Raw genomic sequence first — 14,466 nt, 5'->3', positions numbered from 1 at the left:
ACCATGAACGCTGACCTCGACATCTACGGCGTCTACGTGCCGGCCTTTCTTGGCCTCATGCTGCTCGCCCACCTGATCAACCAGGGGCTGACGGCGCTGCTGGCGCGCGCCGGGCTCTATGCCTTCGTCTGGCACCGCGCGCTGTTCAACCTCGGCCTCTACGTCATCGTGCTCGGCCTGACCTGCGCCGCCGCGCGGAGTTTCGCGTGATGCGCCGCCATCTCAAGACCGCGGCGCGGGTCGCGCTGACGCTCTCGGTGCTGGCCGGTGCGGTGCTGACCGGGCGCGACCTCTGGCGCCATTACCAGGAAGAGCCTTGGACGCGCGACGCGCGGGTGCGCGCCGATGTCGTCGGCATCGCGCCCGACGTCTCCGGCCTGGTCAGCGAGATCCTGGTCCAGGACAACGCCACCGTGCACCGCGGCGACCTGCTGTTCCGCATCGATGGCGAACGCTTCGCGATCGCGCTGCGCCAGGCGGAGGCGGCGGTGGATGGCCGCCGCGCCGCGCTGGAGCAGGCACGGCGCGACCTCCGGCGCTACGAGCAGATCCAGGACGTGGTCTCCCGCCAGCGCGCCGAGCAGGCGCGCCTCGCCGTGGAGCAGGCGGAGGCGGCGCTGGAGCAGGGCATCGCCGACCAACGGCTCGCGGCGCTGAACCTCGAACGGTCGGAGGTGCGCGCCTCGGTCAACGGCACGGTCACCAACCTCGCCCTCCGACCCGGCGACTACGTGCCGTCAGGCAAGGCGGTGCTGGCGCTGGTGGATACGGATTCACTCCGCGTCGAAGGCTATTTCGAAGAGACCAAGCTGCCGCGCATCCATCCCGGTGATCCCGTCGCGATCAGCCTGATGGGCCAGTCCGGCACCCTGACCGGCCATGTGCAGAGCATCGCCGCGGCGATCGAGGACCGCGAGCGCAGCAGCGGCACCGGCCTGCTCGCGAATATCAACCCGACCTTCACCTGGGTCCGGCTGGCGCAGCGCGTCCCCGTGCGCATCGCCCTGAACGAAATCCCGGACGGCACGCGGCTGGTCGCGGGCCTGACCGCGACGGTCGAAGTGCGGCCGCGGGTGGCGGCACCGTGAGCCGCGCGGCGCGGCAGGGCGCGCCGGCGGTGCGGCCGCCGCCGCTCTGGCTGCCGGCGCTCTTCGCCTTCAGCGGCACCTTCGCGATGCATGTCTTCGTCCCGGCGCTGACCATCGCCGCCGAGGATCTCTCGGCAAGCGCCGGCACCGTGCAGATGGCGGTCAGCCTCTATATCCTCGGCCTCGCCGGCGGGCAGCTCGTCTACGGGCCGGTGTCGGACCGCTTCGGGCGGCGGCCGCTGCTGATGGCGGGGCTCGCTCTCTACACCGTCGCCGGGATCGCCGCCGCGCTGGCGCCGAATGTGGAGGCGCTGGTCGCGGCAAGGCTGTTCCAGGCGCTCGGCGGCTGCGCGGGTCTGGTGCTCGGCCGCACCATCGTCCGCGACACCGCATCGCCGGAGGATACGGCGCGGCGGCTGGCGCTGATGAACCTGATGATGACGGTGGGACCCGCCGTCGCGCCGATCGTCGGTGCGGCGCTGGCGGCGGGTTTCGGCTGGCGGTCCATCTTCGACGCGCTGTCGCTGCTCGGCCTCGTCAACCTCCTCCTCGCCTGGCGGCTGCTGCCGGAGACGCGGCCGCCCGGTGCCGGCGCCGGCGGCGCCTTCCTGCGCCATTGCGCCGGGCTGCTGCGCTCGCGCGCCTTCATCGGCTACGCGATCGGCGGCGGCTGCGCGACCACCGCGATGTACGCCTTCGTCGCCTCGGCGCCCTTCATCTTCGTCCATACGCTCGGCCGTCCCGCGCATGAGGCGGGGATCTACCTGGCACTCCTGGTCTCCGGCGTCTGGCTGGGCAGCGCGCTGGCCAGCCGGCTGATCGGGAAGGTGGCGCTGGCCAAGCTGCTGCTGCGCGCCAACCTGGTGAGCGTGCTGGCGGCCTGCCTGCTGCTGGCTGCGGTGCTCGCCGGACAGCTCACGGTCGCGCTGACCGTCGGCGCGATGTTCGCCTATACGGTCGGTGTCGGCATCGCGGCGCCGGCATCGCTGACCCAGGCGATGGGTGTCGATCCGCGGGTCATCGGCTCGGCCTCCGGCCTCTATGGCTGCACCCAAATGGCGGTCGGCGCGCTCTGTACCGCGCTCGTCGGCGTCGGCGGCGACCCGGCGCTGATGGCCGCCGCCATCCTGGTCGGCGCCGGCATCCTCGGCCAGGCCTGCTTCCGGATGGCGCTGCGGGCGCAGAAGCGCGGATAGCGCCACCGCAGCCCGATCGCGCCGCCGGCCATCGGCTTTCGCCGCCGGATCGGATAGACGGGACCCTGGTCTCTGTCAGCAAGGCGGTCGCATGGATGTCGTGATCTTCGGTGCCACGGGCATGGTGGGCCAGGGTGTCCTACGGGAATGCCTGCTGGCCGAAGACGTGGCGCGCGTGGTGACCCTCGGCCGGACGCCTGCCGGACGGCACCACGCCAAGCTGCGGGACATCGTGCAGGGCGACCTCTTCGACCTCGGCACCATCGAAGCCGAGCTGCGCGACCTCGATGCCTGCTTCTTCTGCCTCGGCGTCTCGTCGGCCGGCATGACGGAAGCGGCGTATCGCCGCCTGACCCATGACCTCACGCTCTCCGTCGCAGAGAGGCTGGCCCGCCTCAATCCACGGATGACCTTCGTCTATGTCTCCGGCGCCGGCACGGACAGCAGCGAGCAGGGCCGGACGATGTGGGCGCGCGTCAAAGGCCAGGTCGAGAACGCGCTGACGCGGCTGCCGTTCAAGGCGGTCTTCCTGTTCCGGCCCGGCGCCATCCAGCCGCTGCACGGCATCCGCTCGAAGACGCGCGCCTACCGGTTGGGCTACGCGGTGCTGGGCCCGCTGCTGGCGCTGCTGCGCCTCGCCCTGCCCCGCTGGATCCTGCCCACCGAGAGCCTCGGCCAAGCCATGCTGAATGCGGCGCGGCATGGCGCGCCGAAACCCATCCTCGAATCCCCGGACATCCACGCACTGGCGCAGGGCGAGCGCCGCTGAGTCCGGTCAGCAATCCGAACAGGGCAGCGCGACGAACGGGCTGCTGACACCCACGCAGGCCGCGCTGGCGCAGGCAGCGGCTCAGTCGGAGCTGTCCGACGGAGGCGATGCGGCGCTGGGCGATGCGGCGCTGGCGTCCTGCCAGAGCATGCGATCGTGCAGGCCGGAATAGTGCCGCTCGGTGTACCCGAACACCTGCTCCGGACTGGTCGCGTTCTCCGCCTGGGAGTCGAACACATCGTCCCAGACGGAGTCGAAGAAACTGCCCTTGCCGGTGTCGATCTTGTCTCCGGCTGCCAGCTTGTCCTGGCCGTCGGCAGACAGCACGCGCGCACCGCCGGCGGCGAGATTCCGGTAGAGCACGGGGATCGGCGCCTCGAGCTGGCGCGAAGCATCGTTCCGCTCGTTCCATTGGCCGACCAGCACCCATTGCACGCGATGGGTCAGGACGCCGTGGCCACCTTTGTCGCCGGCGCCGAGATCGATCAAAGGCTCGCCGTTGAACAGGTGTGTCCAGAACCTGCTGGCCTTCAGGAGCGACTGGTCCTGCGGAATGACGCCGGGCTTCTTGGCGAAGCCGAAGCGCTGCTCCTCCTTCGCCAGGTAGCCCTGGAACCGCAACCGGTCCATGCCGGCGGTGGCTTGGTGAAGCCGCTCGAGACCGGCCCGCACCAATGGCTCCTCCCGCAGGAAGTCGTGAATCCTGTGATAGGACCTGCGGAAGTCCAGGCCTCGATAGCGGTCGAGCGACAGATTGCCGCCCCTGTCCCAGCGCGATCCATTCGGCATGGCGCGAACCCTCCTGCAACACCGCCGCTGCAGTCTGGATCCCTGGAATGGCAGGGGCTGTGCCGCAGGGCACAGCCTGCGGTCACGCGCGCCGGATGTTCCAGAACAGCGAGAAGCCGTTCAGCATGTCCCGCAATTCCCGGCGCCTGACGACCGGCACCAGCATCTGCCCGAGCGGGACATAGGGCACGTCCTGCAAGGCCTGTTCCTGCATGGCGACGGCGATCCGCTTCTGCTCGGCCTCGTCGCCGGCATCGAGCCAGGCGGCGCGCAGGCTCTCGAGCTGCGGCGATGTCGGCCAGCCGCGCCCGCCGGCCCGCCCATTGGCGCGCAGATAGGCGTGCACCGCGGGATTGAGCTGATCGAGCCCGGACCAATAGGTGTGGAAGACGCTCCAGCCACCCTCCTCGACCGGCTCCGTCTTCGCGAGCCGCTGCAGCAGCGACCCCCAGTCGGTCGCCTGCACATCGACGTTGAGGCCCACCTGCTTCAGCAGGTCGGCGCCGACCTCCCCCATCGCCTTCAGGATCGGGAAATCATTCGGGACCGGCAGCACGACGCGTTCCCCGGCATAGCCGGATGCGGCCACCTCCCGGCGGGCGGCCGCCATGTCGCGCGGCCCCGCCATGGTGGAGAGGCCGGCATCGGTCGCCATCGGCGTGCCGGGGCAGAAGAAGCCGACGCCGGCGGTCCAGGAATCCTGGTTGTCGCCGGCGATCGCCTGCATGAAATCCTCCTGCCGGACCGCGCGCAGGATGGCCCGCCGCAGCGCCGGGTTGTTGAAGGGCGGCTGCAACTGGTTGAAGCGCATGTTGCCGATGTAGCCGGACCGGTCCTGGAGCGAGACCTCCAGCGCGCGCTGCCGCCGCAGCAAGGGCAGCAGGTCGAAGGACGGGTTCTCCCACCAATCCATCTCGCCCGACTGCATGGCCGCCGCGGCGGTCGCGGTGTCCGGCAGCACATGCCATTCGATGCGATCGAAATGCGCGCGCTTGGGCCCCGCGGTGAAGTCCGCAATGCCGTCCTGCCGCGGCTGATACCGGTCGAAGCGGGCATAGACGGTGCGTGCGCCGGCAACCCGCTCCTCGGCCAGAAAGCGGAAGGGGCCGCTGCCGACCATCTCCGTCACCTGCCGGAAGGGATCGGTCTCCGCCAGGCGCTGCGGCATGATGGCGCAGATATTGGACCCCGCCTTGCCGAGCGCATGCGCCAGCAGGGGGAAGGGCTTCTTCAGGCGGAAGCGGATGGTGCGGTCGTCATCCGCGCGGAGTTCGTCGGTCGCCGCCAGCAGCGACTGGCCGAAGCTGTCGCGCCGGCCCCAGCGCTGGATGCTCGCCACGCAGTCGCGGGCCAGCACCGGCTGCCCGTCATGGAACAGCAGCCCTTCGCGCAGCGTCAGGATCCAGGTGTGGCCGGCATCCTCCACCCGATGGCCTTCGACCATCTGCGGCTGCGCCCGCATCTGGCTGTCCGTGCCATAGAGCGTGTCGAAGACCAGGAGGCCGTGGTTGCGGGTGACGTAGCCGGCGGTCCAGATCGGATCCAGCACGCCGAGATCGGCCTGCGGGATGAAGCGCAGCACGCGCCGGTTCTGCGCCTCGGCCAGGCGCGGCGCGGCGAGTGCGGCACCGAGCGCCGCGCCGGCGCCGAGCAAGCGGCGCCGGTCGAGAGCCATGCTCACTCCGCCGCCTGCCGCCCGGCCTTGCTGAGCAGGCCCTGCTTCTCCGCCTCGGCCAGACCGTCGTCGAGCGCGGCGGAGAGCGCATCCATCAGCTCGTCGATCTCCGCCTTGGTGATGATCAGCGGCGGGCAGACGAAGACGGCGTCGGGGCTGGCGCGGATGATGACGCCACGCTCCATCGCGCGCGCCTGGATCAGCGGGCCGATGCCGGCGGCCGCCGGCAGGACGGTGCGGCTCGCCTTGTCGGTGACGAGCTGCAGGGCGCCGATCAGCCCGACGCCGCGGGCCTCCCCCACCAGCGGATGCGCGGCGAGTGCGCGCAGCCGCGCCTGCAGATGCGGCGCCACTTCCTGCACATGCGCGATGATGTCGCGCTCCTCGTAGATGCGCAGCGTCTCCAGCGCGACCGCCGCGGCCACGGGATGGCCGGCATAGGTGAAGCCATGCGCGAAATTGCCGATCTTGCCGGCATGGGCGGTGATCTTCTCGGCGATCGCCTCGCTGATCACGGTCGCGGAGATCGGCAGATAGGCGGAGGAGAGCGCCTTGGCCACCGTCATGATGTCGGGCTCGATGCCGAAGGTGTCGCATCCGAACATCTGGCCGGTGCGGCCGAAGCCGCAGATGACCTCATCGGCGATCATCAGGATGTCGTGACGCCGCAGCACTTCCTGGATGCGGGGGAAGTAGTCCTTCGGCGGCACGATGACGCCGCCGGCGCCATTGACCGGCTCGGCGATGAAGGCACCGATGGTCTCCGGCCCCTCGCGCTCGATCAGCGCCTCGAGATTGCCGACCAGGCGGTCGACGAACTGCGCCTCGGTCTCGCCGGGCTCGCCGAACAGATAGTGGCTCGGGCAGTCGGTGCGCAGGACGCCGCCGATCGGCAGGTCCCATTCGATATGGTTGGCGACCTGGCCGGTCATGCTGCCGGCGAAGACGGTGATGCCGTGATAGCCGCGCACGCGACCGATGATGCGCTTCTTCAGCGGCTTGCCGATGGCGTTATGGTAGAACCAGACGATCTTCGCTGCCTGGTCGTTCGCCTCCGACCCGGAATTCGCGAACAGCACCTTGCCGAGACCCTTCGGCACGATCTTCAGCAGTGCCTCCGCGAGCTCGATGCTCGGCTCGGTCGAGCGGCCGCCGAAGATGTGATAGGTCGGCAGCGCCTCCATCTGGCGCGTGGCCGCCTCGACCAGGCGCTTCTCGCTGAAGCCGAGCGAGGTGCTCCAGAGCCCCGCCATCCCCTCGAGGTAGCGCTTGCCGCTGTCGTCATAGACATAGACACCATCGCCGCGCGCCATGATGGTCGGCCCGGTCTCCTTGTGCTTCTCCAGGTTCGTGTAGGGGTGGATCAGCGAGGCGATGTCGCGGGCCGCCAGGGAATTCGGGTTCGAAGCCATGGATCGTTCTCCGGTCAATGCGTGCGGGTGGACAGGAAGCCGGTGAGGAAACTGCCGAGGTTGCGGCGCAGCGCATCCACGGCATAGCCGCCTTCCTGGATGATGGTGGTGGGCAGCCGCACCGCGCCGATGCGGGCGCCGATCGCGGCGAAGCCCGGCGTCGTGATGCGCATGAGCCGCGAGGAATCATCCTCGAAGGCATCGAGGCCGAGGGAGACCACGAGCGCATCCGGGTCGAAGCGGCGAAGCGCCTGCAGCGCATGGTCGAGCGCCTCGAGATAGGCGGCATCACCGGTGCCGATCGGCAGCGGCAGGTTCAGGGTGGCGCCGGCGCCATCACCCTCCCCCACCTCCCCGGCATAGCCGATCTGCCAGGGATAGGCATGGTTGGGGTCGGCATGCAGGTTGACCACGAAGACGTCGCCGCGCTGCCAGAAGATCCCCTGCGTGCCGTTGCCGTGGTGGACATCGACGTCCAGCACGGCGACGCGCGCGAAGCGGCCGCGCAGGTGCTGCGCGGCGAGCGCCGTATTGTTCAGGTAGCAATAGCCGCCGGCGAGATCGGCATAGGCATGGTGGCCGGGCGGGCGGCAGAGCGCATAGCTTTCGGCGGCCCCTTCCCGGACCGCCTCCGCCGCTTCCAGCGCGCAGTTCGCGGAGGCCAGGATGGACCGCCAGCTCTCCCGCCCGATCGGCACGGAATTGCCGGAGAGGTAGAAGCCGAGCTGGCCTTCGAAGCTCGTCGGGCAGGTTTTCATCTGTCGCATCGCATAGGTCTGCGCGAGCGCCATCGGGCCCTTGGGATCGGGGAGCGCCTGCCAGCGCTGATAGGCGGTGGCGAGGAAATCGACATAGCCGGGCGCATGCACGCCGAGCAGCGTGGCGCGGCCGAAATCCCGGGGTGCCACCACCTGGTGCCCGCCATCCCGCAGCGCCGCCAGCAGCTCAGTCGCGCGCTCCGGGGATTCGCGGGCCGGGATCAGCACGCCGCGAGCGATGTACTGCTCCGGGTCATGCAGCCGGTTGTCATCGGAATAGACTGACAGCATCAGGCAAGGCCCTTCCGGCACCGATGAGGCGTCTTCCGTCTCTCCCGGCCCTGAGCGGAGGACGGCGGCCAGATCGGATCATGGCTGGTCCCCATCGTTAACCGGGCCACATCTTCGGGAGACAGGGCCAGTTGCCTGGTTTCCAGCCTTCCAGAGCGCTCTCCAGCTCATTCTGCCGCAGTTTGCAGCGGCTGCGGTGTTTCCTGCTGGCGCATTGCGCATGTCGGTGAAAGCTCGGGGGCGAATGGACCGGCCGCCGCCAGCCTGGCCAGGCCATCCTCGATCCGCTCGGTGGCGAGGGAGGAGAAGCCGAGGCGGAAGCTGTTCCGCCCCTGTCCCGGCTCCGCGAAGAAGGCCTCGCCCGGCTCCATCAGCACGCCGTGATGCCGGGCGGCTTCGGCGAGGCGGCGGGCATCCAGCGTGTCGGGGCCGGTCACCCAGACACTGCTGGCGCCGGCCCCGCGCTGCCAGCGGCAGCCGGCCAGATGCTGCGGCAACAGCCGGTCCATGAGCTGCGCCCGCTGCGCCAGGGCGGCGTCCACCCGGCGCAGATGGCTGCGGTAGTGCCCGAGCGCGATGAAGCTCGCCATGGCGCGCTGGTTGTTGCTGGGCGGGTGGCGCATGCTCAGGCGGCGCAAGGCGCGCAGCTCGCTGATCACCGGCCGCGGCGCCACGACGAAGCCGAGCCTGAGCCCGGGCGACAGCGTCTTCGAGAAGCTGCCGACATGGATGACGCGCCGCTCCGGATCCGTGGCGCGCAGCGGCGGCATCGGCGCGCCCTCGGCGAAGAGGTCGGCGTCGTAGTCGTCCTCGACCAGGATGATGCCGCGCGCCCGCGCCAGGTGCATCACTTCGCGCCGGCGCTCCGGCGACATCACCACCGATGTCGGGCTGTGATGCCCGGGCGTCAGCAGCACGAGGTCGCAGGCGGCGAAGGCAGCATCCGGCACCGCGCCTTCGGCATCGACGGCGATGTGGCGCAGATGCCGCGTCTGCAGTTGCGCCATTCGCCGGCTGTCGGGGTAGCCGGGATCCTCGACGCCGACGACGGTCCCGGGGCCGGCGAAGAGGCGCAGCAGGAAATAGAGCGCCTGCTGCGCGCCGAGGGTGACCATCACCTCCTCCGGCGCCGCCCAGATCGCCCGCCGCGGCAGGACGTTCTGGCAGAGCTGCTCGATCAGGAGCCGGTCATCCGCATCGATCATGTCGACCGACCAGCTCTGGATCGCGCCCTTGCTGGAGGCCACCTTCACCGCGTCCCGCCATTCGGCGGCCGGGAACAGCGCCGGATCCAGCTCGCCGAACAGGAAGGGGTAGCGGTAGCGCTGCCAGTCATGCGGCTTGTAGAGGTTGACGGCCCGGCCCGGCCGGATCGCGAAACGCTGCTCCCAGCCTTCATCGCCGCCATCGGCCGCGGGGATCGGCGCCGGCAGGCTTGCCGCCGGCGGCGCCACGAAGATGCCGCTGCGCTCCCTGGCGACCAGGTAGCCCTGGTCGACGAGCTGCTGATAGACCTCGACGATCGTGATCCGTGCGACATCGAGAAGCGCCGCCAATTGCCGGCCGGAGGGCAGCTTGGTGCCGGGCTGCAGCACCCCGGCATCCAGCGCCTGCACCAGGGCGTGGCGGATCTGCGCCTTCAACTGCCCCTGGGCGCGGTCGAAGCGGGAGAAGAGCGGGGCCCAGGCCGGCCCGGGATCCCTGATCATCGCATGGACTCTCGGCACTGCGGTGGAAGTGCAGCAGGTTCGCGGAGCACCGTCGAGTAAGTTTTCGAGCAAGTTCCATGCCTGTCGCGGCGCGACGCAGGCCCAGGTGCTGCCACCTGGCGATTATCGATTGACGGCGGCGGCGATCATCGTCGCAATGCGCGCATGAGCACGCGCTTCCCGGCCATCACCATGCGACGTCGCCGCTGCACGATGGTGTGGCATGGCGCGCTGCCGGCGAGAGGACGAAGCTTCGTGGGGGACTAGCTCCCTCCATCCTTCTCGAGCCTTGGCAACCCTGCCCACCGCGCGGTCGGCGGGGTTTTTCGTGTTCGCGCCGTCGCCCGTGCCTTCCAGGAGATCGGACGATGCGCGAAGACCTGACACTGCTGCCTGCGACCGCGGAGGATGCCGACGCCATCCTCGCCCTGATACGGGACGCCTATGCCAAATGGGTGCCGGTCATCGGGCGCGAGCCCCTGCCGATGCGGGCCGACTATGCGGCCGCCGTGAAGGCGCATCGCATCGACCTGCTGCGCCTGGATGGCCGGCTGGTCGCCCTCATCGAGATGATCCCGAAGCCCGACCATCTCCTGATCGAGAATGTGGCGGTCTCTCCGGACTGTCAGGGCAAGGGCCTCGGCCGCCGGCTGCTGGCGCATGCGGAGCGGGTCGCCGCATCGCTCGGGCACAGCGAAATCAGGCTCTACACCAACAAGAGCTTCGCGGAGAACCTGCGTTTCTACCAGGCGCTGGGCTACGGGATCGACCGGGAGGAGGCGTTCATGGGCGGGGTCACCGTGTACATGAGCAAGCTCGTCGACGCATGAGTCCCGGGATCAGGGCGACCACTCCCAGCGGCTGCGCAGGCCGGGGTAGTGGAGCTTCGCGTAGCCGAATGACTGCTCGGGGCTCGTCGCATTCCACTCCTCGGAGTCGAACAGCTCGTCCCACACGGAGTCGAAGATCGGCCCGGATTTCCCCGGGCCCCGCAGCGCGCGCGCGTTGGGGTCGGCGAGGTTCCTGTACAGCATCGGTGTCGGGGTGCGGAGGGAGGCGGTGCGTTCGTTCCATTGGCCGAGCAGCACCCATTGCACGCGATGGGTCAGGACGCCGTGGCCCCCCGCATCGCTCGCGCTGTGGTCCACCAGCGGCTCGCCGCGCATGAGATAGCCCCAGAAGGCGTTCGGGCTGAGCAGCGGGCCTGCAGGAATGACCCCGAGGGTCCTGGAGAAGCCGAAGCGTTGCTCCTCCGCCGCCAGGTAGGCCTGAAACCGCTTCCCATCCATGCCGTTGGTGGCGGTCTGCAGCGCCTCGAGCGCCTTCCGGATGTTCTGCTCCTCCCGCAGGAAACCATGGATCCTGGAATAGCAGTCGCGGTAGGCCAGGCCGGGATAGCGCGCGGCCTGGAAATCCGCGCCCCTGTCCCATTTCTCTCCGTTCGCCATGGCACCCTCTCCTGCGCCGCCCGGACATCGAGCGCGCGAGAGCCTGATCTTCTGCGGGCCGCGACGCTGTGCCCCAGGGCACAACCCGCGCAGGCCCCGTCATGCCCTCTCGCCGGCCGGGCGATCCCATCGCTCGCAGAAGGCCTCGATATCCTCGGACTGGAACTCCGGCAGGCGTTCCATGATCCGCGCGAAGGGCCAGTCCCACCAGGCGATGCGCTCGAGCCGTGCGGCGATGCGGGCCGCAAAGCGTTCGCGGATCAGGCGCGCCGGCACGCCGCCGACGATCGCGTAGGCAGGGACATCCTTCGTCACCACCGCGCTGGCGGCCAGCACCGCGCCATTGCCGACCCGGACACCGGGCAGCACGGTCACGCCATGACCGATCCAGACATCGTGGCCGATATGCACCCGGTCCGCGCGCCTGTCGCGGAAGAAGGCGTGATCCCGCTCGGCCGTCGCATCGTAGTATTCCGGGCAATAGGTGAAGCGGTGCAGCGACGGGCGCGCGATCGGGTGGTTGGGCGCGCCGATCCGCACCTGCGCCGCGATCGCGCAGAACCTGCCGATCGTCGCATCCGCGACGATGCAGTCCTGCCCCAGGTAGCTGTAGTCGCCGATCTCCGTGTATTCGACCCTGGATCCCGCGAGGATCTCGCAACACTGGCCGATCCCGACGTCCCGAAGGGACACCGTCGCATCGACGAAGGTCTCGCGGAGCTTCGGCGTCTTGCGGCCATCCTCCATACGCTTTCCACTTCATGTCATCGGCGCGGGCTGGGCATCACCCGTCCGACGGACGCCGCATCCCGTCATGAACAGGCGTGGCCGACCCTATCCGAGCGCTCCGCACGCATGAAGCCGGATGAATGGAGCGGAACATCCCTGACGCCGCCAGGAGACTGGCGCGCCCGAGGCGGACAAGACCCGGCAGGCCGGCCCGCCGCCTTTCTCAGACAGGCTCCTAGGCCGCGATCCGGCCGGCCGACGCAAAACACCAATCCGGCGTCGCCAGCAGGCCGAGCAGCCGCGCCGCCGCGATCCAGCCCGGCTCCAGCCGCGCTGCGGACCACAGCAGGTTCACCGTGCCGGCGCAGCGGCCATCCAGGAACACCGGGACATTGACGACGCTGGCCAGGCCGAGATCCGCGATCACCGCGTGATCGTCGAAATGTGCGCGGATCGCCTCTTCCCCCTCGCCCAGGAAGACGCGGCCCTCGATCAGCACCTGCCGGCCCCAATCGGTGTCGCGCTTGGGCTTGGCGCCGCCCACCGGATAGATGTCCGGGCGCGAGCTGAAGACGCGCCGCACCGTCATCGCATCGCGATCGAAGGCCATGGCAGTGCAGAGGCCATGGCCGGTCAGCGCGCGCGTCGCTGCCTCCGCGGCGCGGAGCCGGGGATAGGCGACCACCTTGTCCCGTGCCGCGGCATCGACGGCATCGAGCAGCGCCGGCGGGATGCTGGCGGCATCAAGCATCGGACATGTCGATGCCGAGCTCGCGGATCACGCCCCCCCATTTTGCCGCATCGGCGCGCAGCGTGGCGGCGAAGGCATCGGCCGTCCCGTCCGCCACCTCGATGCCGATCGCGGCCATGCGGTCGCGGATCTCGGGCAGCGCCAGGGCACGGTTGATCGCCGCGTTCAGCCGCGCGACCAGCGCCGGCGGCATGCCCTTCGGGCCGAGCGCGCCATACCAGACCGCCATCTCATAGCCCGGCACGGCCTCGGCGACCGTCGGCACGTTGGGCAACAGGCGTGAGCGCCGGCCCTCGGTGACGCCGAGCAGCCGCAGCCGGCCGGCATTCACATGCTCCAGCGTCTGGGTGCCGGCGGAGAAGAAGAGCTGCGTTTGCCCCGCGACAGTGTCGAGCACCGCCGGCGCGCCGCCGCGATAGGGCACGTGCACGATGTCGATCCCGGTCATGCGCGCGAACATCGCGGCGCAGAGGTGGTTGGTCGACCCGATGCCGGCGGAGGCATAGGCGATGCGGCCGGGATTGGCTTTCGCGTAGGCGATGAATTCCGGGACCGTGGTCGCCGGCACCGAGGGATGCACGACCATGGTGTTCAGCACATAGGCCAGCAGCGCGATCGGCGAGAAATCCGCAACGCCATCGAAGGGCATGTTGCGGAACAGGGCACCGTTCATCGCATGCGTGCTCATCGATCCGAACAGCAGCGTATGACCGTCGGCCGCCGCGCGGGCGACCGCGGAGGAGCCGATGTTGCCCGAGGCGCCGGAGCGGTTCTCGACCACGAAGGGCTGGCCGAACGCAGAGCGCAGCGGGTCGGCCAGCATGCGCGCCAGGATGTCGGTGGAGCCGCCCGGCGCCCAGGGCACGATGATGGTCACCGGCCGAGTCGGGTACTGGTCCTGCGCGAAAGCCGCCGGCGCCGCGGCGGCGCCGAGCAGGCCGGCCAGCGCCGCGCGGCGGGACAGGGTGCGGTTGGGGATCATGGTACTCGCCTCGTCTGCGGCGATGCTGTCGCCGCCCTGGGGTTCCGGCCGCGTGCCGGCGTCGCTGGCTTTGTTGCTGGGGGCGTTTCCTGTCCCGACCCGGCTCCGGCGCTCTCGATGGCGCGGTTGATGGTCCGGAGGTGTATCCACATCGCCTGGCGCGCGGCATCCGTATCGCGGCGGGCGATGGCGTCGGCGACCGCGGCATGCTGCTGGGCGGCGTCGCGGCGCAGCGCCGCGGTCGCGACCACCTCGCGCAGCCTTCCCCACTCGGTGCGGGCGCGGCAAGCCTCGATGACGGCGAAGGCCTCGCGCAGCAGGGCATTGCCGCTGGCCTGCGCGACGGCGCGGTGGAAGCCCGCGTCCCAATGACCCCAGCTCACCTCGTCATGGGTCTCGGCGCCGCGCGCGGCGCAGCGGGCGATGGCCGCGATCTCCTCCGCGGTCGCCTTCAGCGCCGCGAGCGCCGCCAGCGCCGGCTCCAGCGCCAGCCGCGCTTCCATGATCGCAAGCGGGTGGGATGCGGCGACGGCACGCGACGCGGCGGCGGACGGCGCCCCGGGCCGGGTGCCGAGCCAGGTGCCCTGGCCGACGCCGCGCCAGACGCGCCCCTGCAGCTCCAGCCGGGCCAGCGCCTCCCGCAGGGCGCGGCGGCTGACGCCGAGGGCGGGTGCGAGGCTGCGTTCGGGCGGCAGGCGATCGCCATCCCCGAGCCCCTGCGCGCGCAGGTGCCCCTCCAGCCTGTCCAGCACGGACACTCCAGCATCCATGGGACCCAGATAGCATTGGTTCACAGATCACGGAAAGAATGATCGGAAGACACGGCGTTGATGCTAAGATTATGCGAACCATTTGGAACCAATATGTGA

Annotated in this window: 15 protein-coding genes; 5 read left to right on the top strand and 10 right to left on the bottom strand. The window is 70.0% G+C overall.

What is annotated here, in order from left to right; genetic code table 11:
• The first annotated feature begins 3 nt into the window (after nt 1-3).
• The 4 genes from GXW71_RS05690 (at nt 4) to GXW71_RS05675 (ending at nt 3,053) form a co-directional block, all read left to right on the top strand.
• Complete coding sequence (locus tag GXW71_RS05690; RefSeq protein WP_211851440.1) at nt 4-210, top strand: DUF1656 domain-containing protein; 207 nt, start codon at nt 4-6, stop codon at nt 208-210.
• Entirely contained in the window at nt 210-1,088 is an 879-nt protein-coding gene (locus GXW71_RS05685) for an efflux RND transporter periplasmic adaptor subunit (RefSeq protein ID WP_211851439.1), read from the top strand. Before GXW71_RS05690 ends, GXW71_RS05685 begins: the two co-directional genes overlap by 1 nt.
• Nucleotides 1,085-2,284, top strand: a complete 1,200-nt coding sequence (locus tag GXW71_RS05680) for a multidrug effflux MFS transporter (RefSeq protein ID WP_367617251.1) — start codon at nt 1,085-1,087, stop codon at nt 2,282-2,284. The genes GXW71_RS05685 and GXW71_RS05680 overlap by 4 nt, the downstream gene beginning before the upstream one ends.
• A gap of 91 nt (nt 2,285-2,375) precedes the next feature.
• The gene (locus tag GXW71_RS05675) at nt 2,376-3,053 is read left to right on the top strand and encodes an NAD-dependent epimerase/dehydratase family protein (protein WP_211851438.1); all 678 of its coding nucleotides are present in this window, start codon (nt 2,376-2,378) and stop codon (nt 3,051-3,053) included.
• Between the two features lie 81 nt (nt 3,054-3,134).
• Here the strand turns inward: GXW71_RS05675 and GXW71_RS05670 are convergent, their stop codons facing one another.
• The 5 genes from GXW71_RS05670 to pdxR all read right to left on the bottom strand — a co-directional run bounded on the left by GXW71_RS05670 (nt 3,135) and on the right by pdxR (nt 9,687).
• On the bottom strand, nt 3,135-3,842 hold the full coding sequence (locus tag GXW71_RS05670; protein WP_211851437.1) for a LirA/MavJ family T4SS effector: 708 nt from the start codon (nt 3,840-3,842) through the stop codon (nt 3,135-3,137).
• A gap of 82 nt (nt 3,843-3,924) precedes the next feature.
• Entirely contained in the window at nt 3,925-5,517 is a 1,593-nt protein-coding gene (locus tag GXW71_RS05665; RefSeq protein ID WP_211851436.1) for an ABC transporter substrate-binding protein, read from the bottom strand.
• A gap of 2 nt (nt 5,518-5,519) precedes the next feature.
• Complete coding sequence (locus GXW71_RS05660; RefSeq protein ID WP_211851435.1) at nt 5,520-6,929, bottom strand: aspartate aminotransferase family protein; 1,410 nt, start codon at nt 6,927-6,929, stop codon at nt 5,520-5,522.
• Between the two features lie 14 nt (nt 6,930-6,943).
• A complete protein-coding gene (locus GXW71_RS05655) occupies nt 6,944-7,978 on the bottom strand; it encodes a histone deacetylase family protein (RefSeq protein ID WP_211851434.1) in 1,035 nt (344 codons plus the stop codon).
• Between the two features lie 167 nt (nt 7,979-8,145).
• The gene (gene pdxR, locus GXW71_RS05650; RefSeq protein WP_211851433.1) at nt 8,146-9,687 is read right to left on the bottom strand and encodes a MocR-like pyridoxine biosynthesis transcription factor PdxR; all 1,542 of its coding nucleotides are present in this window, start codon (nt 9,685-9,687) and stop codon (nt 8,146-8,148) included.
• Nucleotides 9,688-10,055: 368 nt separating this feature from the next.
• On the opposite strand from pdxR, the gene GXW71_RS05645 reads away from it, so the two are divergent.
• The gene (locus GXW71_RS05645; protein WP_211851432.1) at nt 10,056-10,517 is read left to right on the top strand and encodes a GNAT family N-acetyltransferase; all 462 of its coding nucleotides are present in this window, start codon (nt 10,056-10,058) and stop codon (nt 10,515-10,517) included.
• A gap of 9 nt (nt 10,518-10,526) precedes the next feature.
• Here GXW71_RS05645 and GXW71_RS05640 read toward each other — a convergent pair whose 3' ends face one another.
• From GXW71_RS05640 to GXW71_RS05620, 5 genes are all read right to left on the bottom strand, one after another.
• On the bottom strand, nt 10,527-11,135 hold the full coding sequence (locus tag GXW71_RS05640) for a LirA/MavJ family T4SS effector (protein WP_211851431.1): 609 nt from the start codon (nt 11,133-11,135) through the stop codon (nt 10,527-10,529).
• Between the two features lie 99 nt (nt 11,136-11,234).
• The gene (locus GXW71_RS05635; RefSeq protein WP_211851430.1) at nt 11,235-11,882 is read right to left on the bottom strand and encodes an LbetaH domain-containing protein; all 648 of its coding nucleotides are present in this window, start codon (nt 11,880-11,882) and stop codon (nt 11,235-11,237) included.
• A gap of 217 nt (nt 11,883-12,099) precedes the next feature.
• Entirely contained in the window at nt 12,100-12,615 is a 516-nt protein-coding gene (locus GXW71_RS05630) for a GAF domain-containing protein (RefSeq protein ID WP_211851429.1), read from the bottom strand.
• Nucleotides 12,608-13,597, bottom strand: a complete 990-nt coding sequence (locus GXW71_RS05625; RefSeq protein WP_211851428.1) for a Bug family tripartite tricarboxylate transporter substrate binding protein — start codon at nt 13,595-13,597, stop codon at nt 12,608-12,610. The genes GXW71_RS05630 and GXW71_RS05625 overlap by 8 nt, the downstream gene beginning before the upstream one ends.
• Nucleotides 13,594-14,355, bottom strand: a complete 762-nt coding sequence (locus GXW71_RS05620) for a FadR/GntR family transcriptional regulator (protein WP_211851427.1) — start codon at nt 14,353-14,355, stop codon at nt 13,594-13,596. Before GXW71_RS05620 ends, GXW71_RS05625 begins: the two co-directional genes overlap by 4 nt.
• Nucleotides 14,356-14,466: the final 111 nt, after the last annotated feature.

Origin of the sequence: Plastoroseomonas hellenica (assembly GCF_018129085.1) — a bacterium.
In the GTDB taxonomy this organism is placed as follows: domain Bacteria; phylum Pseudomonadota; class Alphaproteobacteria; order Acetobacterales; family Acetobacteraceae; genus Plastoroseomonas; species Plastoroseomonas hellenica.
The sequence above is the reverse complement of the archived record's forward strand: the minus strand, read 5'-3'. Positions and strand labels throughout refer to the sequence as shown.